The 20,820-nt window shown below is 45.9% G+C and carries 18 protein-coding genes; 12 read left to right on the forward strand and 6 right to left on the reverse strand.

Translation table 11 applies throughout. The features are described 5' to 3' along the window. The 5 genes from tldD (at window position 1) to I2494_RS15905 (ending at window position 4,037) form a co-directional block, all read left to right on the forward strand. Window positions 1–1,446, forward strand: a complete 1,446-nt coding sequence (gene tldD, locus I2494_RS15885; RefSeq protein ID WP_218467840.1) for a metalloprotease TldD — start codon at window positions 1–3, stop codon at window positions 1,444–1,446. 126 nt (window positions 1,447–1,572) lie between these two features. Continuing rightward, window positions 1,573–2,073, forward strand: a complete 501-nt coding sequence (locus I2494_RS15890) for a DUF1993 domain-containing protein (RefSeq protein WP_218467841.1) — start codon at window positions 1,573–1,575, stop codon at window positions 2,071–2,073. Window positions 2,074–2,214: 141 nt separating this feature from the next. After that, window positions 2,215–3,090 (forward strand): DUF817 domain-containing protein, encoded by an 876-nt coding sequence (locus I2494_RS15895; protein WP_218467842.1) that lies wholly within the window; start codon window positions 2,215–2,217, stop codon window positions 3,088–3,090. 153 nt (window positions 3,091–3,243) lie between these two features. Continuing rightward, window positions 3,244–3,762 carry a ribonuclease domain-containing protein gene (locus tag I2494_RS15900; protein WP_218467843.1) on the forward strand — a complete coding sequence of 173 codons (519 nt, stop codon included), beginning with the start codon at window positions 3,244–3,246 and terminating at the stop codon, window positions 3,760–3,762. Then, complete coding sequence (locus I2494_RS15905) at window positions 3,762–4,037, forward strand: barstar family protein (RefSeq protein WP_218467844.1); 276 nt, start codon at window positions 3,762–3,764, stop codon at window positions 4,035–4,037. The genes I2494_RS15900 and I2494_RS15905 overlap by 1 nt, the downstream gene beginning before the upstream one ends. A 1-nt stretch (window position 4,038) precedes the next feature. Here the strand turns inward: I2494_RS15905 and I2494_RS15910 are convergent, their stop codons facing one another. The 6 genes from I2494_RS15910 to yjgA all read right to left on the reverse strand — a co-directional run bounded on the left by I2494_RS15910 (window position 4,039) and on the right by yjgA (window position 11,995). Beyond that, window positions 4,039–5,517: a sigma-54-dependent Fis family transcriptional regulator gene (locus I2494_RS15910; RefSeq protein WP_218467845.1), complete on the reverse strand. Its 1,479-nt coding sequence runs from the start codon at window positions 5,515–5,517 to the stop codon at window positions 4,039–4,041. A 269-nt stretch (window positions 5,518–5,786) separates the two neighbouring features. Beyond that, window positions 5,787–7,421: a thiosulfate reductase cytochrome B subunit gene (gene phsC / locus I2494_RS15915; RefSeq protein ID WP_218467846.1), complete on the reverse strand. Its 1,635-nt coding sequence runs from the start codon at window positions 7,419–7,421 to the stop codon at window positions 5,787–5,789. A gap of 10 nt (window positions 7,422–7,431) precedes the next feature. Further along, complete coding sequence (locus I2494_RS15920) at window positions 7,432–7,863, reverse strand: cytochrome c3 family protein (protein ID WP_218467847.1); 432 nt, start codon at window positions 7,861–7,863, stop codon at window positions 7,432–7,434. 17 nt (window positions 7,864–7,880) lie between these two features. Beyond that, a complete protein-coding gene (locus I2494_RS15925; protein WP_218467848.1) occupies window positions 7,881–9,503 on the reverse strand; it encodes a flavocytochrome c in 1,623 nt (540 codons plus the stop codon). Window positions 9,504–9,522: 19 nt separating this feature from the next. Beyond that, entirely contained in the window at window positions 9,523–11,199 is a 1,677-nt protein-coding gene (locus tag I2494_RS15930) for an HAL/PAL/TAL family ammonia-lyase (RefSeq protein ID WP_228350986.1), read from the reverse strand. Between the two features lie 238 nt (window positions 11,200–11,437). Next, window positions 11,438–11,995, reverse strand: a complete 558-nt coding sequence (gene yjgA, locus I2494_RS15935; RefSeq protein ID WP_218467849.1) for a ribosome biogenesis factor YjgA — start codon at window positions 11,993–11,995, stop codon at window positions 11,438–11,440. 217 nt (window positions 11,996–12,212) lie between these two features. On the opposite strand from yjgA, the gene pmbA reads away from it, so the two are divergent. The 7 genes from pmbA to I2494_RS15970 all read left to right on the forward strand — a co-directional run bounded on the left by pmbA (window position 12,213) and on the right by I2494_RS15970 (window position 20,782). Continuing rightward, on the forward strand, window positions 12,213–13,553 hold the full coding sequence (gene pmbA / locus I2494_RS15940) for a metalloprotease PmbA (protein ID WP_218467850.1): 1,341 nt from the start codon (window positions 12,213–12,215) through the stop codon (window positions 13,551–13,553). Window positions 13,554–14,492: 939 nt separating this feature from the next. Further along, window positions 14,493–15,344 carry an HlyD family secretion protein gene (locus I2494_RS15945; RefSeq protein ID WP_218467851.1) on the forward strand — a complete coding sequence of 284 codons (852 nt, stop codon included), beginning with the start codon at window positions 14,493–14,495 and terminating at the stop codon, window positions 15,342–15,344. Then, window positions 15,341–16,267, forward strand: a complete 927-nt coding sequence (locus I2494_RS15950; RefSeq protein ID WP_218467852.1) for an ABC transporter ATP-binding protein — start codon at window positions 15,341–15,343, stop codon at window positions 16,265–16,267. The genes I2494_RS15945 and I2494_RS15950 overlap by 4 nt, the downstream gene beginning before the upstream one ends. A gap of 3 nt (window positions 16,268–16,270) precedes the next feature. After that, window positions 16,271–17,314, forward strand: coding sequence for an ABC transporter permease (locus tag I2494_RS15955; RefSeq protein ID WP_218467853.1), 1,044 nt, complete (start codon window positions 16,271–16,273; stop codon window positions 17,312–17,314). A 132-nt stretch (window positions 17,315–17,446) separates the two neighbouring features. Beyond that, window positions 17,447–17,836, forward strand: a complete 390-nt coding sequence (locus tag I2494_RS15960; RefSeq protein WP_228350987.1) for a UbiA prenyltransferase family protein — start codon at window positions 17,447–17,449, stop codon at window positions 17,834–17,836. Between the two features lie 27 nt (window positions 17,837–17,863). Beyond that, window positions 17,864–18,388 carry a UbiA prenyltransferase family protein gene (locus I2494_RS15965; RefSeq protein WP_228350988.1) on the forward strand — a complete coding sequence of 175 codons (525 nt, stop codon included), beginning with the start codon at window positions 17,864–17,866 and terminating at the stop codon, window positions 18,386–18,388. Window positions 18,389–18,406: 18 nt separating this feature from the next. Then, window positions 18,407–20,782, forward strand: a complete 2,376-nt coding sequence (locus I2494_RS15970) for a hydroxymethylglutaryl-CoA reductase (RefSeq protein WP_218467854.1) — start codon at window positions 18,407–18,409, stop codon at window positions 20,780–20,782. The last annotated feature ends 38 nt before the right edge of the window (window positions 20,783–20,820 follow it).

The raw sequence follows: 20,820 nt of genomic DNA on the forward strand, positions 1-20,820 counted from the left end.
ATGAATCTGACGCTGGTCAGTGAGCAGCTATTGGCTGCGAATAAATTAAGCCATCAGGATCTGTTTAACGTTCTGGGGCAATTGTCTGAACGGCGTCTGGATTATGCCGACCTCTATTTTCAATCCAGCTACCATGAATCCTGGGTAATTGAAGACGGTATTATTAAAGATGGTTCCTACAATATCGATCAGGGTGTTGGGGTTCGGGCAATCAGCGGAGAAAAGACCGGTTTTGCCTATGCGGATCAGATTACATTAAATGCCCTGACGCAAAGTGCTCATGCGGCTCGGTCTATTGTCAGTGATAAAGGAAACGGTAAAAGTCATGTGTTGGGTTCGGTGCCTTACTCTTCACTCTATCCGGCCATTGATCCGCTGCAAAGCCTGTCTCGCGAAGCCAAAATTGAATTGCTGTATCGGGTCGATAAAGTGGCCAGAGCTGCAGATAAGCGGGTACAGGAAGTCAATGCCAGTCTGAGTGGCGTGTACGAAATGGTACTGGTTGCCGCAACGGATGGTACTTTGGCTGCGGATATTCGGCCTTTAGTCCGCTTGTCTGTCAGCGTGCTGGTGGAAGAGAATGGTAAGCGTGAGCGTGGTTCCAGCGGCGGCGGTGGTCGTGTCGGTTATGAATATTTCCTTGAGCCGACCGAAATGGGTGTTCGTGCAGAAGTCTTTGCTCAGGAAGCAGTAAGAATGGCGCTGGTGAATCTTTCTGCTATTGCTGCTCCTGCGGGCGCGATGCCTGTGGTTCTGGGCGCTGGCTGGCCTGGCGTATTGTTGCATGAAGCCGTTGGTCATGGCCTTGAAGGTGACTTCAACCGTAAAGGTTCATCAGTCTTCAGTGGCCGCATGGGAGAACTGGTCGCATCAGAACTCTGTACCGTGGTTGATGACGGTACCATGATGGGACGTCGCGGTTCTTTGTCTATTGATGACGAAGGGGTTCCGGGGCAGTACAACGTGCTGATTGAAAACGGTATTCTCAAAGGCTATATGCAAGATAAGCTAAATGCCCGACTGATGGGGTTAGCGCCAACGGGTAACGGACGCCGTGAATCTTATGCCAGCCTGCCAATGCCGCGGATGACCAACACTTATATGTTGGCGGGTAAATCCAGCCGGGAAGAGATTATTGCCAGCGTAGAATATGGCCTGTACGCCCCTAATTTTGGTGGTGGTCAGGTGGATATTACTTCAGGCAAGTTTGTGTTTTCTACTTCCGAAGCCTATTTGATCGAGAATGGTCGAATTGGTAAAGCGGTGAAAGGGGCAACGCTGATTGGCTCAGGCATTGAGGCAATGCAGCAGATCTCGATGGTAGGTAACGATCTGGCGCTGGATAAAGGGGTTGGTGTGTGTGGTAAAGAGGGGCAAAGTGTCCCCGTCGGTGTCGGACAGCCAACGCTGAAGCTGGATAATTTAACCGTGGGCGGAACGGCCTAAGGTTCCTAATAAAAACAGGTCGGGTAACGGTTTATTTATTACCCGATCTTATTTCATGCCGCTAATCAGGGATATTGTCCTCCTGAGTTCGACAACATTCATGTCATCTTTCGACGGGGTATTAAAATGAGTATTTCCTACTACCAGTTAGCTACGCAAAGTACCATCCGTGTTCTAAATAATCTTGATCATCTAATCGATATGGCGATGATATTTTGTGCAGAGCGCAAAATTGATGAGTCGGTATTGTTCAATGACCGTTTAGCGCCGGATATGTTTCCTTTGTCGCGTCAGGTTCAGCTGGTTAGTGATATGACTAAAGGTTGTGCTGCTCGTTTGGCCGGTATCGAACCACCGAGCTTTGCCGATACCGAAACATCATTTGAGCAGTTGAAGGAACGTATCAAGAAAACGGTCGACTTCATTGCCTCGTTAAAAGAGAGCAATTTTGCCGATTGTGAGAAGCGTGATATCAAACTGCCGTGGTATGAAAATGCCCTTCCGGCTGAAGTCTTCTTATTACAGCATGCTCTGCCGAATATCTACTTCCATATCGCTACGGCATATAACATTTTACGCCACAATGGTGTGCCGGTAGGTAAACGCGACTATCTCGGTAAGATCTAATCTAATCCTCTGGTCTTCTTATGCTTGATGAGAGGGCCAGAGGATAAAACAATTATTTTCCCCACTTCACATTCCCTTCACTCACTTCACACATAGCCTGATTATATTGCTGACTATTCTAACTTTAGTGAGATTTCGGCCATGTCAGCAATAGATACTTACTCTTCGTCATCGGTAATGGGTTATGCGCGTCCCTGGTATATACAGGGATGGATGCGCACTTTGCCTTTGCCGTTACTGGAGTTTTGGAGCTTTGGCGTCAAAGAGGCGGTAAGCTGTATTTTCGCCGTTTCATTTTTTATCACGCTGGCACTATCTAAATTTCTTCCACTGGGTGGATTACCACGCTATGACTTTGTGTTGATTGTTGCGCTGGTGGTTCAGTTTGCGCTGGTATACAGCGGGCTGGAAACTAAAAAAGAGCTGATTGCCATCTCACTGTTTCACCTGTTGGGGCTGGTGTTGGAGATCTTTAAAACGGCTCCGGGAATTGGTTCATGGAGCTACCCTGAATTTGCCTACAGCAAGGTATTTGGTGTACCGCTGTACAGTGGGTTTATGTATGCAGCGGTAGGTAGCTATATGTTACAGGCATGGCGTCACTTGTCAGTACGCCTGACAGGGTATCCATCTCATCTTGCAGTAATAATTCTGGCGGCAGCTATCTATCTTAACTTCTTTACTCACCATTTTATTGGTGACTATCGCTGGCCGCTCACCTTAATTTTGATTGCGGTATTTTGGTATACCAAAGTACATTTTAAACCGATGGCGCGTGAGTTCTGGATACCACTACCGTTAGCGTTCTTGTTGATAGGATTCTTTATTTGGATTGCAGAGAATATTGTTACTCTGTTTGGCGGCTGGCAATATCCTAATCAGGTAACCTCATGGCAGATAGTACATTTAGGCAAAATTAGCTCATGGGGATTACTGGTTGTGATTACCTTTGTTATCGTAGCAGAGTTAAAATTTCTCAATAAATGTAAAGAAAGCGAAAATAAGCTGACTAATTAATCGAGATCGAATATTTTTATTCAATGTATTCTTTGGATACACACTGTGACATCTTATTCGTTGAGAGTGTGAAATAATACATATTGGTAAAAAGGCTGATATAAGCTAAATATTAATATAGGGTGAGTTATCGTAATTCGTAACTGAGAGAGCATGAAGAGAAATACCATAGGGATACTGATATTTTGTGCATTACTGATTATTGTTGGCGTTGCTTTCAATAAAATAAATAGTACAAAGCACTCTTCAATCGAGCCTCGCTCAGCAGAGAACTCATCACAAACTGTTGATGGTAATAAAGGTAAGCCATCCCCTGCGGATATATCAACCCAGGGAATTGATAAGCTTACCCGGCAAGATGTGGTGGCGGCATATGTTCGTCAGAATAAGCGTTTGCCGGATTATTACATCACTAAGAGTAAGGCCCGTTCGCAAGGCTGGGATGCTCGCGATGGTAATCTTTGTTCTGTTCTACCGGGTAAGGCTATCGGTGGCGATCGCTTCTCTAATCGGGAAGGGGGGCTGCCTGAAGCATCCGGAAGAGTCTGGTATGAGGCGGATATTAATTATCGCTGCGGACATCGGGGAGCAGACAGATTACTGTATTCAAATGATGGTCTGATATATGTTTCACGCGACCATTATAAACGATTCATGGAGGTAAAAAGCTAATGAGAAGCGTCGTTTTTGATTTTGCTGATATTCGTTCAATGCCGGACTTTTATTTACAGTTCGCCGATATATTCCTGTTACCAGACTGGTTTGGTAATAATTTAGATGCATTATGGGACGCATTAACCGCAGGTATTCGATTACCGGTTCAAATTGTGTTTACCCATTTTGACCGTCAGTCGATGGATTTTGTCCCATTGTATAATCTGTTTGAAGAAGCAGAGCAGGAGCTTGAGGGTTTATTAAGTTTCAATAGTCTGGGAGATAAAGCCTGATTCAGTTTCTGTTTTGGGTTTCCTGACTAAATATATCCTTAGTAATACCCAGCTTTTTCATTTTGCTATACAACGTATTACTGTTGATTTTAAGTATTTCTGCTGCACCGCCTTCACCGGATATTTTCCCGTTGGTTTGTTTCAGCGTTTCAATAATATGCCTTTTGACGATTTCGTTAAGAGGGAGAATAGGCTGTCTGATATCCGGATAATTTTTGTCATATTCTCCCGGTTTAATATCTAAAACATTGGCTCCGGAAGAGATAATGGCCTTTTCCAGACGGGCAATTAACTCTGAAATATTTCCCGGCCAGTCATAGTTTAATAATGATTGTTGAAAGCGGGTAGAGAGCAACGGTAACTTGTGCTGACGGCTTTTTCCCAGTTTTAATAAATAGTGTGTTACTAATTCCGGAATATCTTCGCGGCGTTGTCTTAAAGGAAGCAGAGTAACGCTCAGGCAGAACAAATTATAATAGCGAATACACCTTAATAAATTACCGGGATCGGTATGTACCGGTTTAAGTTGGGTTTGAGTAATCAAAATTCGGGTGCTATTACCTTTCTCTTTATAAATCTGGATGTTTTTAATTAGCTGGCTGCATATTGCCTCTGGCAAACATTCGATATTTTCTATCAGTAACGTTCCACCATCCGCATATTCAAACAGGGTGTTATCTGTCAGCATGGATTCGGTTAACGTTATTACTCTTGTGCCTTGATCTGGCGTGGAAATAAATAGCGTCAGAGTTTCGGCATACAGTGCTGCTAATTGAGACTGTACACCGGCGGATTGTTGGTGGAGGTGATGCGCTAACATGGACTTACCGGTACCTTTTTCACCATAAATCATAATAGCCTGTTGGCTTTTGGCGATAGAGGGAAGCCGACTAAACAGTGCGGCCATAGGGCTGTTTTGCGTGGAAATAAACCCTTCAGGCAGCTTTCCCCTACTGCCGGATGAGGGCAGATGAGAATATTGTGTGTGAGGTTTTTGCTCACTAATCAATTTCAACTGTGATAGCGCGCGTGACGCTAATAAAGAAAACGATCCGCGAAGTGACTCCACCAAATCGGCATGTTCAGGTTGAAAAGCATTACTCTTATAGCTAAAAAAGACCACGGCACCTAACCGAATATCATCCACCTTCAGGCGCATCACAATAGCGGATTTCACTTTACGAAAGTGATGTTTAATCACGTAATCAGTCAGCGGATCGTCAGCCAGCCGGTTAAGAATGGTGGTGGTGAAGTTATCGCTAACAATAAATCGTGACAGGACATGAATCGGAATAGATAGCACATTCAGCTTTACCCGACTGCGGTTGCGGGTAGCCAGAGCCAAAAACTGAATACTTTGGATATCGTCACGGTAGTAGTTAAGAAAAATGCCATCAATAGGGAATGTCTCCGGCGCAGCCTGAATACAGGCGGAGATTGCTTTCTCTAACTGAAGAGTACTGCACAGGGCTTCATGCATGGTGGTCGTTCCTTAATAAACTATCGCGATAATTTCGACTGAAATTTAGTCGCCTGTAGCTAATGTAGGCTCATATAACCCATGCTTCTCTGATTTAACTCAAAGAGAAGAGTAAATGTTTCTAAATGTTTCGATTGAATGTAAATGACAGGTAACTCAATTATTACAATGAGTTAAATAAGGCTGGTTTTGGATTTATTGTTGAGAAATTGAATCAGAAATGAAGCCCCCCGGCGTAACCCGGGGGACTGATATCACCGTTTTTACAGTTAATCCCCACCACTTTTATGGCGGTGATAACCATCAATCATACCTTTCAGAAGCGTGGTCAGACTATCTCCTGTGGTACACAGATAGAGGTGAACCAACAGGAACAATAATGACATCGCAGCCAGCAGATAGTGGCTATAGGCCACCAACTGTTTACCCGGCAGGCCAAATATTACTTCAGGGGTGTATTCCGGATACAGCATCAACAGGCCAGTGATGATAAGCAGTGGCACTATCAGGTACATTACGCCGACATAACCTAATTGTTGCAAAGGATTAAATTTGCTCTGTGCTGAAGGGTGCTCCGGATGGGCTTCTCCACGGAAGATGCCAAACAGATAATAGCGAGTTTGACGCAGTAGACGCCCCAACAAACCATTAAGTTTTACTACATAGTGATGACCATTACCCAGCAGGTTTACCGCAATAAATAGCACCCACACGGCACACAACGTGAGTCCGGTGATATTGTGCAGATCGGCCCAGGTTGCCAGCTCACCCTGACTAAAGTGCATCGCAATGCCCGATGCCAATAGCAGAATAAAACAGAGCGCATTTAGCCAGTGCCATACCCGAACCGGTAAGGTATACAGATAGGTTTTATGCCATTGACCGCCTGGCTGTGTTTTGCTGATGACCAGACGCAATAAACCGTGTAACGCGAGAATAAGTAGCAGGGCAGCGGCCAGCCACATAATGGCGCGATCCAGTCGTACATCACCGTTAGCACCAATCAGATAGCTGTTGTTAAACAGTGACCCATTAACCCACTGAATCTCTTGTTGGGCCGGAATCCCACCCAGTGAGTTCAGCTTATCCTGTAGCGATTTATCATCAAATAGCCCCTGATTCAGTCGGCTACCTGCGATGTTTTGCTCCGTTGGTGCAAAATGGCGGCGTTGAACCAGAATAGACTCGTCGCTGTGGCACTGATTACAGCTGACGCTCTCTTTTGCCGGCACGATATTGTGTAATGTCAGATCGTTGCTGCCAGCATGACAGTCAATGCAGCGTAATGAACCCAAATGCAAAGCGGCATTAGGAATAGAGGCGTGAGTCAAATCCTGCTCTGTTACTTTTTTGCCGCCAGAAAGCGCCTGATATTCTACTGCTCTGGTGTGACAGTCAGTACACAAGGCATTAGAAGAGGCAACCTGTTGCACGGTAGGTTTGGTTATCACGCTGCTTTGCATGGTATGTGCATCATGACAGGATTCACAACTGAACTTATTCTTCCCATCCTTCTCAATCTTGCTGATATGAACACTGTTTTTCCATGCATCGGTGATTTTATGCTGTACCAACCCATGACAACTTTCACAACTGTTGGTAGCAACAGTTGTTTGCGTATGAGGAAGCGCATCAAATCCGGCATTGCCTTGCTCGCTCTGGTGGCAGGCAACACAGGGAACCGTGGCGTGAACGCTCTCCTGATAGGCTTCTTCTGCAATGAACAGTTTTGCCCCTGCATTATCAGAAGTGACCGCGTGAATATCACTGTCACTGTGGCAGCTCAGACACTGACTATTATTGACTTCAGTTGCCAGAGCGCCGTGGCTAAGAGTGAGTAACCCCAACAGGCTCAGTGAACGGATCAGGTGCCCCAGCCATTTCCCCATTGATATTGTTTTCATAACATCCTCATCAGGGTTTCATATTCGGGTATTTGAATAAATGGCAGCTGTTGCAATAGACCTGTGATGGTTTGTGTTCGCTATGGCAGGTGCTACAGGGAACATCTTTACCGTAGTGAATCGAGTTATGCGGATTAGGTTCCGGATGACCCTCTTTTGACTTCGGTTCCGTCATAGCGGCAATTTGGTCGAGACTGCCGTGGCAGGTCAGGCAATTACTGTCGTTAGCGGGTGTGGTTGGCGTTTTGGCGCCGTGGCAAAGCTGGCAACTGGTATCGCGGCCTGTTGCTGCCAGCGGCTGGTGGTAAGGTTTAATGGTAATGTCACTTAACTTTTGCTGAAATGCTTTTGCGTCGTCAGCCGTTGGTTTATCGTTTTGCGCCCAGACAGAAAGGCTAAACAGCGCAACCAAGATGACGGCGATACGTTGATAGATAGACATAAGTTTCTCCCGTCTCCTCAGGCGTTATCTGAATCTGAAGTGCTAAACAGTGGGTTGGCGGTTTGAGTGGCGACATGAGCTCCGGCAATACGACCCAGCACTAATCCATCAGCAACAGCGCAACTGCCTAACCGGCTGGCCCCATGTGGGCCACCGGTGACTTCACCTGCGGCATAGAGCCCTTGAATAGGGTTACCCGTGAGTGAATTTAACACCTGAGCATTTGGGTTAATCTGCACACCACCCATGGTGTAATGCACTTTGGGCCAGACGCGAACCGCAAAATAGGGGCCTTCTGCCAGTGAAATTGCCCGACTAACATCTTTTCCTAAGCGATCGCCACTGCCGTTGGCAACGGCAGTGTTGTACTCATCCACCTCTTTTTGCAGATTTTCATAAGGGAGAGCGAAGTGGTCTGCCAGCTGTTTCAGAGTGTCAAATTGCCAGGCGACCTGATATTTCAATGCGGCAGGTAAGCTTTGGGCATTTTTTGCCCCTTCCTTATTGGTGAAGCAGATGGGATAGACGGGTTTTCCCTGTTCATCGCGCTGAGCAAGGATGGCATCTTCACGGGCTTTACGGTCAGCCAGCTCGTTGGTAAAACGTTTACCGGTACGTGCATCCACCATAATCCCCATGGGATAGCCGGCAATGGTATTGAATTGAGAGACGTTACCGAAACCTTTCTCATCCGGAGACGACCAGGGCCCCAGTTGAATCAGATCGAGCTGTACCGGTGTTGCTCCAATCTTTAGCATTGCCAGAATGCCTTCTGCGGTAGCGCCCTGATGGTTAGTGGTATCTAAATCGCTAACCAGTTGAGGATCCTGAATCATGCGAAAACGCAGGTCATTACTGAAGCCGCCGCTACACATAATGACCCCATAGCGAGCGCCATAGTTTTTTTGTAATCCGGAGTTTTCATCGGGAAAGTAGTAATTCTCTTTGACTTCAATGCCCACTACGGTTTGCTGATTATCCTGAATAAAGGATTCAAACTTACAGCGAGACTTAAAGATAACCCCCAGCTTTTGTGCTGATTGACGCATCGGCATGATAATTCCGGCACCAGAACTTTCAACGGTTTGCAGGGTACGGGGAACAGAATGCCCCCCGAAATGTTGAACAAAAGGTTTATACCGGACACCGTGTTTAAGCGTGAATTCATAGGCTTCCTGAGTGCCATTAACCAGGACATGCAGAATGTCCCGATGATTCAACCCACGACCCGCTTTTAGCATGTCCTGATACATCAGCTCCGGAGAGTCCTGAATACCGGCCTCTTTTTGCTGTGGCGAACCGGCAACGGCGAAAGCGCCGCCGTTAATGGTCGAGTTACCGCCAAATACGGCCATTTTCTCTATAACTAAAACGCTCAGTCCGTGACTTTTTGCCTCCAGTGCGGCAGCAAGGCCGGCAAAGCCGCTGCCAACCACAATCACATCATAGATTTGATGAAAACGGGTTCTGCCACCGGTGACCGTCTCTGGCACATTGATGGTTACCGGTGCTGCCTGAGTCGGTGCCATAGCCAGAGACATAACACCTCCCGTTGCCAGCAGCGCTCCTTTTGTCAGGAAGCTGCGCCGGGTTGGGTTATTTATGCTGTCTGGCGGTAACGTTTTTTTGCTGTTACTCATAATAATTCCCTTTCCACCTCTATTTCTGGCTGTGATAACCGGCAACCATATCGGCACCGTTTTTGATGTCATCGCTGTAAATACGGTCTTGATCGACAAAAGGAACCACTTTGCGATAAGCCTGATACAGCGCCTCAGTCTGTTTCCCCATGGTCATCTTCGGCATGATCGCTTTGCGTAAATCAATAGCCTGAGTGGAATGCAGCAACTCCAGGCCATATATCACATTCATGTTGTCGACAATGCGCTGTAAGCGTTGAGAGGCGTACAGATTATTGGTGAAGGTATCTTCAATGGTGCCAGCCATGACTTGCCCATCCAGAGAGACCGGATTAGCTAAATCAACAATCTGAGAATGCAGTGCAACCTGAGGCTTCTGGATTGCGCCAAACGCATGACCGGGATTATCTTTTGCTGTCAGGAAACGGCTTAAACCAGTGAAGTGGTCATCAGATAAATGCAGCGTGCGCTGCACGCTGTTGTGGGAAAGATGGCCTAATGACAGCGACAGTTTCTGTATTGCTAAAGCCAGCGGCAGCGGCTCAAAGTTGGCGCTGGGGTAGATGGCCCCTTTAACGTCTTTACCCTGTACGTAGTACTGTTTAACCTGGCTATTGTCTGCATACTCCTGAGTTGCGTCCAGAATCACGGCAGGGTTATCGTCAGAGCTGTTCATTTGAACTGATAGCATCTGTTGAGCATTAACCAAATCACGTTTTGCTTCATTTAAGGCAAACACGGTAGTGCGGAAAGAGAGCGGGTCTTGCAGCGGGCGAACATCATTTTTCTCCCACAAATAGGAACCGGTCAGAACATCACGGATTGATTTAGCGCTGTCATCCAGTCCGGAGAATGGGCGAACTTTAATATTCTGTGGCAGCACCGGAGAGACATTACCGTTTAGCCCTTCCAGGCTCAGACCAAATACCACCGGCGTAATATCGACAATTTGCTGTGCATCCATAATCGCTTTTGCAGAGTAAGCGGTAGAGATAGCGTTGGTGGACAGAATGGAAAGGGCGTCTTTACCAATAGGATCCAGCGGGGTGATACCGGCATTTTTCAGCGCCTCTCCGGCAGGGATTACGTTGTTGTTTACGCTAACGCGCCACTCTCCCATCATGGCATCGCCGATATGGGAAGCCAGAGTAATGTCCGCTTCCCCGACCGACCCTTGGGAAGGTACTACAGGTGTAATACCCTGATTGAGGAACTTCTCATACAGTTCTGCTACGTAAGGCTGCGCTCCGGTGGCTCCGGTTAACATAGTATTCAGACGAATCACCATGGCCAGACGAACCATATCTACGGGCATATCCGGGCCAACACCTGCTCCGTGGGCGCGTAGCGCATTACGGTTAAAGGCTTTAGATGCCTCCATCACCTCCGGGCTTAAACGACCGTGGGCATCGAACAGTGATTTGTCTTTGTTCAAACCAACGCCAACGGTTAAACCATAAACCGGCACGCCTTGTTCTGCCGCCAGCATCAGTAGTTGATTTGATTTTTTTACCCGTTCCATTGCCGCAGGATCGATTTTTACACTCTTGCCCTGAGCGGCTACGCTCCAGGCATCGGCTAATGTCAGATTGTGCCCGTTGAGTACCAGTGATTCCTGTGCCATTAAGCTTCCACTAAATAAAGAGCCAGCGACCAGAGCACCGGTAACGAGGGTAAACATTGTGTTATTTTTCATTTTTTGATTCCCCATAATAAAGTTATGGGTATTCTAATTATTTATAGGTAGGTGGACTTAGAGGTTACGGGCACATCCAGAGTGGGGATTTTTGATATTTCGTCATTGATGGTCAGAAAGAGTAACGCTAAAAATAGCGTAGGAAGAGCGAGGATGCTTAGGATGGGGATGAATGGCATCATGATGTTACCAGAACTTCAGCAGAGCAAGAGTGCTGGTAACATCAGATAGCGGATAGTTATTCCTGAGGGGCTTCAGCCAACTCTTTTAAATACTGGAATATTAAACGTGAGTTTTTTGGTGGTTTATTTCCTGCACGCTCTTTTTGTGCGGCACGTACCAGTGAACGCAGCTGTTGGCGGTCGCCGTGAGGATAAAGCTCCAATACATCAGAGATAGCATCATCACCGTGGTCAATCAAACGGTCACGCAGGTTTTCCAGTTTATGGAACAGAGATACCTGTTGATTATGGCGATTTTTCAGCTTATCCAGCGCGGTTTGAATGGGTTCTACATCCCGTGAACGCAACATTTTACCAATCAGTTGGATTTGACGGCGATAGCCTTCTTTTTTAATCCGCTGCGCCAGATTAATGGCCGCGCGCAGATCTTCATCCAATGGGATACGTTCCAGAGCGTTTTTCCCCAGCTTAACTAACTCGGTGCCGAGATCTTTGAGTGCTTCAGCGTCCCGCTTAATTTCACTTTTACTGACCCAAATGATCTCATCGTCTTCCTGCTCTTCGCCGGGAAGCTCGTCATCAAGCCATTCGTTGTCATTATCGAATTTATTCATATTGTTACTTAACCTAAATCAGGATGCTTAAAATGGGTAATCCATTAATCTCTTTCTGTTTTTCCATTATTATAGGATAAACAGCGTCCGAATAGGCTAGTGCCGGGGACGAAATCTGGAGATTAATCTTAACAGGTTGTTGGCTTTCTGCGAAATCGGACGCATATCCTGTTAAACTTCATTCAATTCTTTTCTGATGATGGCAGAGCCCTGAACAATGAAAATAGTCACTCAAGTTGCAGAACAACGTAAAATGTTAGAGCAGGCGGTTGCCCAGGCTCTGGAGCTTGCTAAAGTCGCTTCAGACGCAGCGGAAGTTGCCATTACTAAATCTACCGGTATTGGCGTATCTACCCGGTTTGGTGAAGTGGAAAACGTGGAGTTTAACAGCGATGGTGCGTTAGGCATTACGGTTTATCACCAGCAACGTAAGGGCAATGCCTCGTCTACGGATTTAAGTCCGGACGCTATTGCCCGTACCGTTCAGGCCGCACTGGATATTGCTCGTTATACTTCGCCGGATCCTTATTCCGGGCTGGGTGAACGTGATCTGATGGCTTTTGAATCGCCGGATTTAGACCTGTTCCATCCAACGGAACTGGATGCGGAGCGTTTTATTCAGCAGGCAGCACTGGCAGAACGCAGCGCCATGTCTGCGGATAGCCGTATTACCAACAGTGAAGGCGGCAGTTTTAACAGTCACTACGGCATCAAAGTATATGGTAACAGCTACGGTATGCTGCAAAGCTACTGCTCCAGCCGCCATTCCATGTCGTGCTGTGTGATAGCAGAACATAATGGCGATATGGAGCGGGATTACGCCTATACCATTGGGCGCGATATTGCCGATTTGAAAAGCGCTGAGTGGGTTGGGCAGGAAACCGCTCGTCGTACGCTGGCTCGTCTGAACCCGCGTAAGCTGGCAACGATGCAGGCACCGGTTATGTTTGCCGCTGAAGTGGCTACCGGGCTATTTGGTCATTTAGTTTCTGCCATCAGTGGTGGAAATATTTATCGCAAATCCTCTTTCTTATTGGATCACTTAGGTCAACAGATTTTGCCTGACTGGCTGACGATTGGTGAATATCCACATCTGCTGAAAGGTATGGCTTCAACGCCGTTTGACAGTGAAGGTATCCGTACTCAAACCCGGGATATCGTCAAAGCCGGAGTGCTGGAAACCTATCTTCTGACCAGTTATTCAGCACGCAAATTAAATATGACCAATACCGGCCATGCTGGTGGTATCCATAACTGGCGCATCAAAGGCCAGGGCAATGATTTTAATGCCATGTCAAAACAGCTGGATCGCGGTCTGTTAGTCACGGAGCTGATGGGGCAGGGAGTGAGCACAGTAACTGGCGATTACTCCCGTGGTGCAGCTGGTTTTTGGGTTGAAAATGGTGAAATCCAGTATCCGGTTAGTGAAATTACTATTGCGGGTAATCTGAAAGATATGTTCCGTAATATGGTGACTATTGGTGATGACATCGAAACGCGCAGCAATATTCAATGCGGTTCCGTTCTGCTGGAACAGATGAAGATTGCTGGTGAGTAAGTGAGTGTTGCCAGAAGATAGAACATAAGATGAAATAAGCTGGTTACAGTAGCTTGAATTTACTTCCTGTTGCTGTACCAGCGTTAAGTTTTAACTAATTTAATCAGCTTTAGCCCTCCTCCTTCCTGTTCATATTCCAATAACTGACTTTTACCGGACATACTGTTTTGTGAATGCTCTGGTAATCGTTTTGTTGATTGTTATCTTTCAATAAAGAATTAATTTAAATAATTTCCTTTTTTTTAATACTCGAACTATCTTTATCCGGGAAATAAAGGAATAATCATAATCATTAAACAAGTAAGGCATGAATAAAATAATTTAAGTAAATGGAAATTAATTTATTGTATTGGCTTATATAAAATGTATAAATTCTTAGCAATAAGGTAATGATATTTACTGTCATATTATTAAATAAAATCAATATAAATTTAAAGTAAAGAGCTTGTAAATGACAAGTGTTTTATATTGGCCATAACAATATGATGCATATATTGTTTTTGATTTTTTATTCGCTGTAACACTATCATATCTATTGTTTAATATGGTTTTTTAAATTATAAGGCGTTGATTTATTTTCTCTACGTTGTTATTAAATCGTTAAAATACCATGGGTGATAAATAGCTAAGATGATTTAAGTATTCTCAAAAATATATTTTATGGAAACTTGATTATATTGTCGTGACTTGGTTTTTATCGTCATGCATACTGATAAATAAATATCGATAAGATAATTAATAGATAATCCATTCTATGGAGTTGCTCCATTTCGCTATTTTATTTTTATGGAAAAGGATAATTCCCTGATGTTCTCTTTATCACTAAAATTCACTATTAAATTTAAAAAATTAGCAGTGTGTATTTTATTACCCTGGTTGATTTCAGCTTGTGATAATAAAAATGAATTGTTGATCCAGGGGTATGTAGAAGGAGACTTTATGTATATTGCTGCTCCTGCCTCCGGTGTTTTAAAAGTACTCTCCGTCAAAAAAGGCGATCGGGTTCAGCCTGATGCATTATTGTTTGCTTTAGAAAGTGAAAGCGAAACTCAGCAATATTTACAGGCACAGCATCAGTTAGATGTAGAGCAATCAAATCTTGCTGATTTACAGTCTGGCAGAAGAACAACGGAATTAGATGTTTTACGTGCCCAGCTTAACGGTGCAATCGCTGCAAAACGGCTTGCCTATTCAAAATTGACCCGCAATGAGAAACAGGCTAAAAGCGGAGCTATCTCCGAGTTCGAATTGGAGACGCATCGCTCCGACTATAATCAAAAAGCGGCGGTGGTTGAGGAGCTACAAAATCGCCTTTCTGCTGATAAGTTACCTGCCCGCGATGCCCAACAGCAAGCTCAAACTGCCCGCATTGAAGCAGCAAAATCGGCGCTTCACCAAAGCCAGTGGGCACTTGACCAGATGACGCGCTATGCGTCAGTAACCTCTCAGGTATTTGATACCTTTTATCAGGTTGGTGAGTGGGTTCCTGCAGGCAGTCCTGTTGTTAGCCTGCTGCCGCCGGGTAAACATAAAATTCGCTTTTTTATCTCCGCGACACAGTTACCGCTGGTAAAAGTCGGGAAAGAAATTAAAGTGATTCTGCAGCCCGGAACCGCGCCAATCGGTGCGACCATTGACTATATCTCCGCTGATGCGGAGTACACTCCACCTGTTATTTATAGTAATGAACGCAGAGATAAACTGGTCTTTTTAATCGAAGCCAAAGCTTCCGAAAGTCAGGCGGAGGATTTACATCCCGGAATGCCTGTGACGGTGGATCTTTCGTTATGAGTGGGCTGGCTATCAGCGTCCAGAATATGAATAAGTATTTTGGCGATCGTCATGTAGTCAAAGACCTCACTCTGGAGATCAATACCGGCAAGATTTGCGGCTTTCTCGGCCCTAATGGCAGCGGTAAAACCACCTCTATTCGTATGATGTGCGGCCTGCTGACGCCGGATTCCGGCTCCGGTCATTGTCTCGGTTTTGATCTTTATCGTGAAAAAGAGACGATCAAACGTCATGTAGGCTATATGACCCAACATTTCTCTCTGTGGGAAAACTTAACGGTACAAGAGAATTTACGCTTTATCGCCCGGTTACAAACTATCCCGCAACGAGAGAATAAAGTTGAAGAGATCCTGCAACAAATGGGCTTACAGGATTATCGCCATCAACTGGCTAAACGGTTATCTGGCGGCTGGAAACAGCGGTTAGCGCTCTCTGCCAGCTTGCTACATAACCCGAAACTCTTATTGTTGGATGAACCTACCGCTGGGGTTGACCCTAATGCCCGGCAGGAATTCTGGCAAATATTGCACCAACTGGCAGACAGTGGAGTGACTATTTTAGTTAGTACTCACTATATGGACGAAGCCGAACGCTGCCATCAAATTGCCTATATTGCCTACGGCAATCTGCTGGTTCAGGGCAGCGTGGATGAGGTGATTAAACAACAACGGCTTATCACCTGGGCGGTACGCGGTGAAAAGCTCAGCCATCTGGAACTGCAGTTGCTACAACTACCCGGCGTTGAACATACCACCCTGTTGGGCAATGTACTGCATGTCACCGGTAGCGATTCCGTGTTACTCGATCGGTCACTTGCTCCATTTCATCAGGATTATCGTCTGACTCAGGTGGATACCGGGCTGGAGGATATTTTTGCCCGCTTAATTAAACAGCATCAACAAAATATCGTCGTCAGGAATTAACCCATGCATCTATTTTCTATAACCCGCTGGTGGGGAATTGTCGTCAAAGAATTGCAGGAATTACGGCGAGACGAGTTAAGCGCCGGGATGTTGATCATCATTCCTTTGATGCAAATTATTATGTTTGGCTATGCCATTAATACGGATCCTCACCATTTACCCACCGCGGTTATTGATGCAGATAAAAACGTGATGAGTCGCAGTATGCTGTATGCACTGCATAATTCCGGCTATTTCTCTTTTGAAACGGAATTCACCACCGAGCAACAGGCGGCAGAGGCGTTGGCTCAGGGAAAGGTACAGTTTGTTATCAGTTTCCCTTCTGATTTTACTCGCAAAATATTACGTGGTGAAAAGGCCAATATGCTTATTGAAGCGGATGCCTCAGATCCTGCTGCCATTACGCTACCGCTGATGGCTGCGAATATGTTGCCGGAGCTGGTACTGAAAAGAAACTTGCCTAAAGCACAGCAGACATTGACACCACAGGTTTCCATCGATGTGCGCCAGCATAAGCTGTTTAATCCGGAGGGAATAACGCAATACAACATTGTGCCCGGATTACTGGGGATTATCCTGACGATGACATTGGTATTGATGGCGGGTCTTGCCATTGCCAGAGAGAGTGAAAACGGCACCATGGAGAGCCTGCTGGCAACGCCAGCGACGCCTCTGGAGGTGATGATCGGAAAAATTACTCCCTATGTGATTATTGGTGGCGTTCAGTCAGTAGTGATCTGCTTTATGGTGGTTTATCTGTTTAATGTGCCGATTCTGGGGGATCTGTTTTCGCTGTTTATCGCTATTTTACTGTTTATCGCTTCTAGTCTGGCGGTGGGTATTGCGCTGTCCGCTTTTGCTAAAAACCAGTTGCAGTCAATGCAGCTAACCTTCTTCTACTTCTTGCCTTCGGTGTTGTTGACCGGATTTATGTTTCCATTCCGCGGGATGCCTGAGTGGGCGCAAATCATTGGTTCTTTTTTTACCCTTGACCTATTTTCTCCGGCTGATCCGAGGCGTGATTCTGAAGGGGAATACCATCTTTGAAATGTGGTCCGATGTTTGGCCTCTGATTGGATTTACTTTCGGATTTATGCTGCTTGGTCTCTATTTCTATCACCGTACTTTGGATTAATACATACCGCTATCCCGTTGTTCAAAACCAGATGAGAGTTATTTATGAAAGATGATGGAATATATAAAAAACCGCTAATACAGCGTTTTATGCTATGGATACATGAACGTTTTCCTCTGCCAAATGCCCCTTTCTTTTTTCTGTTATTTATCGTTGCTTACGCCGTAGCGGCCTGTTCAGAAAAGAGAGAGGTAATTTTCTCATGGAATATCATTTTGGGCTGTCTGGTGTCCTGGTCCTATTTTCTGCTATTGCGGATTTTTGATGAACATAAAGATTATCTGATTGATTGTAACAACCATCCTCAGCGAGTACTTCAACGGGGATTGATCACGCTTAAGCATCTTAAAGTTGTAGGAGTGGGATGTATTGCACTACAGCTATTCGGCAGTATGGTCATTGATGGTGGTATCGCAGGGGCGACTTTAGCCTGAGTGCTGTTGTTCATCTGGACTTGTCTGATGGGCAAAGAGTTTTTTATTGGTCAGTGGCTCAATCAATCTCTGACCTGTTACGCGATCTCCCATATGTTGGTTATGCCATTAATCATCTGGTGGTTGGCTAACATAGCGGTTCCGGGCGTTACACTCAGTGTTCCGATGCAAATATTGATGTTGCTCTCTTTTACTGCCGGATTCATTTTTGAAATTACTCGTAAATTCAAAGGCCCGGATGAAGATCGAAAAGAGGTTCCTACCTATTCCTCAATTTATGGGATCAAAACCGTCTTTATTATTCTGGTGATACTGATCTCGGTGATGTTACTTATCCAACTGTGGTTGATTATGGCAACTATCGGGGAAATGCCTTCTTTATCCCTAATTCCGTTAGCCATGTTCTATATTTTGAGCCTGTATCAGCTTACTTCGTTTTTACGCCATCCTTGTATCCGCAACCGAAAGCGCAATGAAGCCATTGTTGGTCTCTACATGGCGGTTGGTTATTTGGTCTGTGCAATAACCATTTTCACTGCCGTAAACGTTTGACATGAGTAGGATATTTTTATGTCGATAAAACAGTTATCACCACGTCATCTGTATACCTATACGGAAAAAGCCCGACAACAGCGTTTGGCCTATCTGTCGAAACATATGCAGTGTTCGCTGGATAAGGTTGCGAATAACTCGTTCGATGCCAGCGCACTATCTAACACGATTGAAGGGTTTATTGGTTCAGTGGAGGTTCCGGTCGGTATTGGCGGCCCGTTGCAAATTCACGGCCTCCACGCTCAAGGTCTGTTTTATGCTCCTTTCGCAACAACGGAAGGTGCACTGATCGCTTCTATTTCACGGGGTGCAACGGCTATTACCCGCTCCGGCGGAGCAACGGCTCGGGTGTTGGGTCAGCGCATGATGCGCGTACCACATTTTGAATTTGGTAGTGTGATACAGGCGATGGCATTCAGTCACTGGGTAGTAAAATACCTTGATGATTTACGCAGCGAAATCGCTAATCACTCACGTTATGCGCAATTGGTGGCCTTAACGCCCCAGATTATCGGGCGTAGTGTTCATCTCCATTTTATCTACGAAACCGCCGCGGCCGCCGGGCAGAATATGACAACAACCTGTACCTGGCATGCCTGCCAGTGGATTCTCGACAGGTTAGCGGCGACTACGGATCTCAAGCCGCATCACTTTATGATTGATGGTAATTTATCCAGCGATAAGAAAGTCTCTTACCAGTCTCAGATTCATGGTCGGGGAACGCGGGTGATTGCTGAGGTTCACTTGAGTGCAGCAGTGTGTAAATCTATCTTGCGCGTCACTCCTGTTCAGTTAATTAATGCTTACCATCATGTGGCGGAAGGCGCTGTCGCTGCCGGTATGGTAGGTATGAATATTAATGTGGCTAATGTTATTGCTGCGCTATTTACCGCTCTGGGACAAGATATTGCCTGTGTCCATGAATCTTCCGTAGCGCATTTACGCATGGCTCTGAACGACGATGGAGAGCTTTATTGCAGCATCACACTACCTTCTCTGGTTATCGGAACTGTTGGTGGCGGCACTCATCTCCCTCATCAGCGTGAGTGTTTAAATATGTTGGGATGTTCCGGGCCAGAGGGAACCGGCAAACTGGCTGAAATTATTGCCAGTTACTGCCTGGCGCTGGATATCTCTACGCTGTCGGCCATTGCTGCGGATGAGTTTGCTAAATCCCATGAAAAACTGGGACGTAATCGTCCACAGCTTGCAACCGCTCCGGTAGCGTTAACCGATCTCAATGTGGCTTTTTTCCACACGGCGGCCTATAACCCGGTTTGGGGGAGTAAACCACCGGTATCTGTTGAGATACAGTCGAGCTCAGATGATAAACACAGCCTGCTGACCACGCTGAGTGCCCGGCATTCCAACAGGTTGATGGGACTGATTCCTGTTACCCTGACTAATGCCGCCCGGCAGGATATTCCGGTGATGTTGAAGCTTAAGCCACTGGATCAAGATATCTTCACCATGATGAAGTTTCTTGCAGAAAAATGTTCTCCGGCTCTGCTTCAGGCGATTTCAGATTCGACACACCTGATAGAGTTTTTTAACACTCACTGCCGGGAAGTGGTGGTGATGAATCAGCAGGATCCGCGTTTGACACGCTACATGCCAATGATTTATGGCGTGATTCGCGATGATAAAACGCAAACCTATGCCTTAATTGAAGAGCGACTCCACGGTTTAGCGCTGATGGATACCACCGATCAAATTGACCAGTGGCAACCCTGCTATATTGAAACGGCAATCGCGGGTATGGCAGAAATCCATGCCGTTTGGTTGGGGCAGGAACAAGCATTGTTACAGAAATTTCCTGAAATCTGCTTACAGGACACAAAGAGTACTCTGGCGCAACGCCCTCTGCTGCATGCATTTGCGGATTTCATGGCCGAAAAATTAACCCATTACTTTACCCCTTCAGAACACGATTATTTCTTATCATGGGTAGAAAACGCAGAAGTTTGGTGCCGTGAGATAGAGCAGATGCCGCGCACTTTGGTGCATAACGATTTTAATCCACGCAATATTGCTTTTCGTCAGGTTGATGAGCAACTGGAGCTGTGCGTCTGGGATTGGGAGTTGGCTACATTACACTTGCCTCAGCGGGATTTGGTTGAGCTGCTGGTTTTTAGCCAGCAGGCTGACATTAGCCCTGAAACCGTGACGCACTACCTCGAACTTCACCGTCAGCAATTAGAGCAGCATAGTCAAACCGCTATTGATCCTATTCAGTGGCAGAGAGGCTATGTGTTGGCGCTCCACGACTTTTGGCTACGGCGTATTCCATTCTATTTAATGGCTCATCATGTCAGCCACTACCCATTTATCGATCGCGCTATGCAGACCCTGCGCAAACTTATTGAGCTGACGCGAACTCCGCTTCAGTCATAGCGCCACGAATTCATTTTAACTAAGGGAGGCGTGCAAGG

Source organism: Limnobaculum allomyrinae (assembly GCF_016649425.1).
GTDB lineage: Bacteria > Pseudomonadota > Gammaproteobacteria > Enterobacterales > Enterobacteriaceae > Limnobaculum > Limnobaculum allomyrinae.

Bases quoted from the DNA above. Each gene is read 5' to 3' on its own strand.
- tldD (WP_218467840.1), top strand. From the start codon at position 1: ATGAATCTGACGCTGGTCAGTGAGCAGCTATTGGCTGCGAATAAATTA.
- I2494_RS15890 (WP_218467841.1), top strand. From the start codon at position 1,573: ATGAGTATTTCCTACTACCAGTTAGCTACGCAAAGTACCATCCGTGTT.
- I2494_RS15895 (WP_218467842.1), top strand. From the start codon at position 2,215: ATGTCAGCAATAGATACTTACTCTTCGTCATCGGTAATGGGTTATGCG.
- I2494_RS15900 (WP_218467843.1), top strand. From the start codon at position 3,244: ATGAAGAGAAATACCATAGGGATACTGATATTTTGTGCATTACTGATT.
- I2494_RS15905 (WP_218467844.1), top strand. From the start codon at position 3,762: ATGAGAAGCGTCGTTTTTGATTTTGCTGATATTCGTTCAATGCCGGAC.
- I2494_RS15910 (WP_218467845.1), bottom strand. From the start codon at position 5,517: ATGCATGAAGCCCTGTGCAGTACTCTTCAGTTAGAGAAAGCAATCTCC.
- phsC (WP_218467846.1), bottom strand. From the start codon at position 7,421: ATGAAAACAATATCAATGGGGAAATGGCTGGGGCACCTGATCCGTTCA.
- I2494_RS15920 (WP_218467847.1), bottom strand. From the start codon at position 7,863: ATGTCTATCTATCAACGTATCGCCGTCATCTTGGTTGCGCTGTTTAGC.
- I2494_RS15925 (WP_218467848.1), bottom strand. From the start codon at position 9,503: ATGAGTAACAGCAAAAAAACGTTACCGCCAGACAGCATAAATAACCCA.
- I2494_RS15930 (WP_228350986.1), bottom strand. From the start codon at position 11,199: ATGAAAAATAACACAATGTTTACCCTCGTTACCGGTGCTCTGGTCGCT.
- yjgA (WP_218467849.1), bottom strand. From the start codon at position 11,995: ATGAATAAATTCGATAATGACAACGAATGGCTTGATGACGAGCTTCCC.
- pmbA (WP_218467850.1), top strand. From the start codon at position 12,213: ATGAAAATAGTCACTCAAGTTGCAGAACAACGTAAAATGTTAGAGCAG.
- I2494_RS15945 (WP_218467851.1), top strand. From the start codon at position 14,493: ATGTATATTGCTGCTCCTGCCTCCGGTGTTTTAAAAGTACTCTCCGTC.
- I2494_RS15950 (WP_218467852.1), top strand. From the start codon at position 15,341: ATGAGTGGGCTGGCTATCAGCGTCCAGAATATGAATAAGTATTTTGGC.
- I2494_RS15955 (WP_218467853.1), top strand. From the start codon at position 16,271: ATGCATCTATTTTCTATAACCCGCTGGTGGGGAATTGTCGTCAAAGAA.
- I2494_RS15960 (WP_228350987.1), top strand. From the start codon at position 17,447: ATGAAAGATGATGGAATATATAAAAAACCGCTAATACAGCGTTTTATG.
- I2494_RS15965 (WP_228350988.1), top strand. From the start codon at position 17,864: ATGGGCAAAGAGTTTTTTATTGGTCAGTGGCTCAATCAATCTCTGACC.
- I2494_RS15970 (WP_218467854.1), top strand. From the start codon at position 18,407: ATGTCGATAAAACAGTTATCACCACGTCATCTGTATACCTATACGGAA.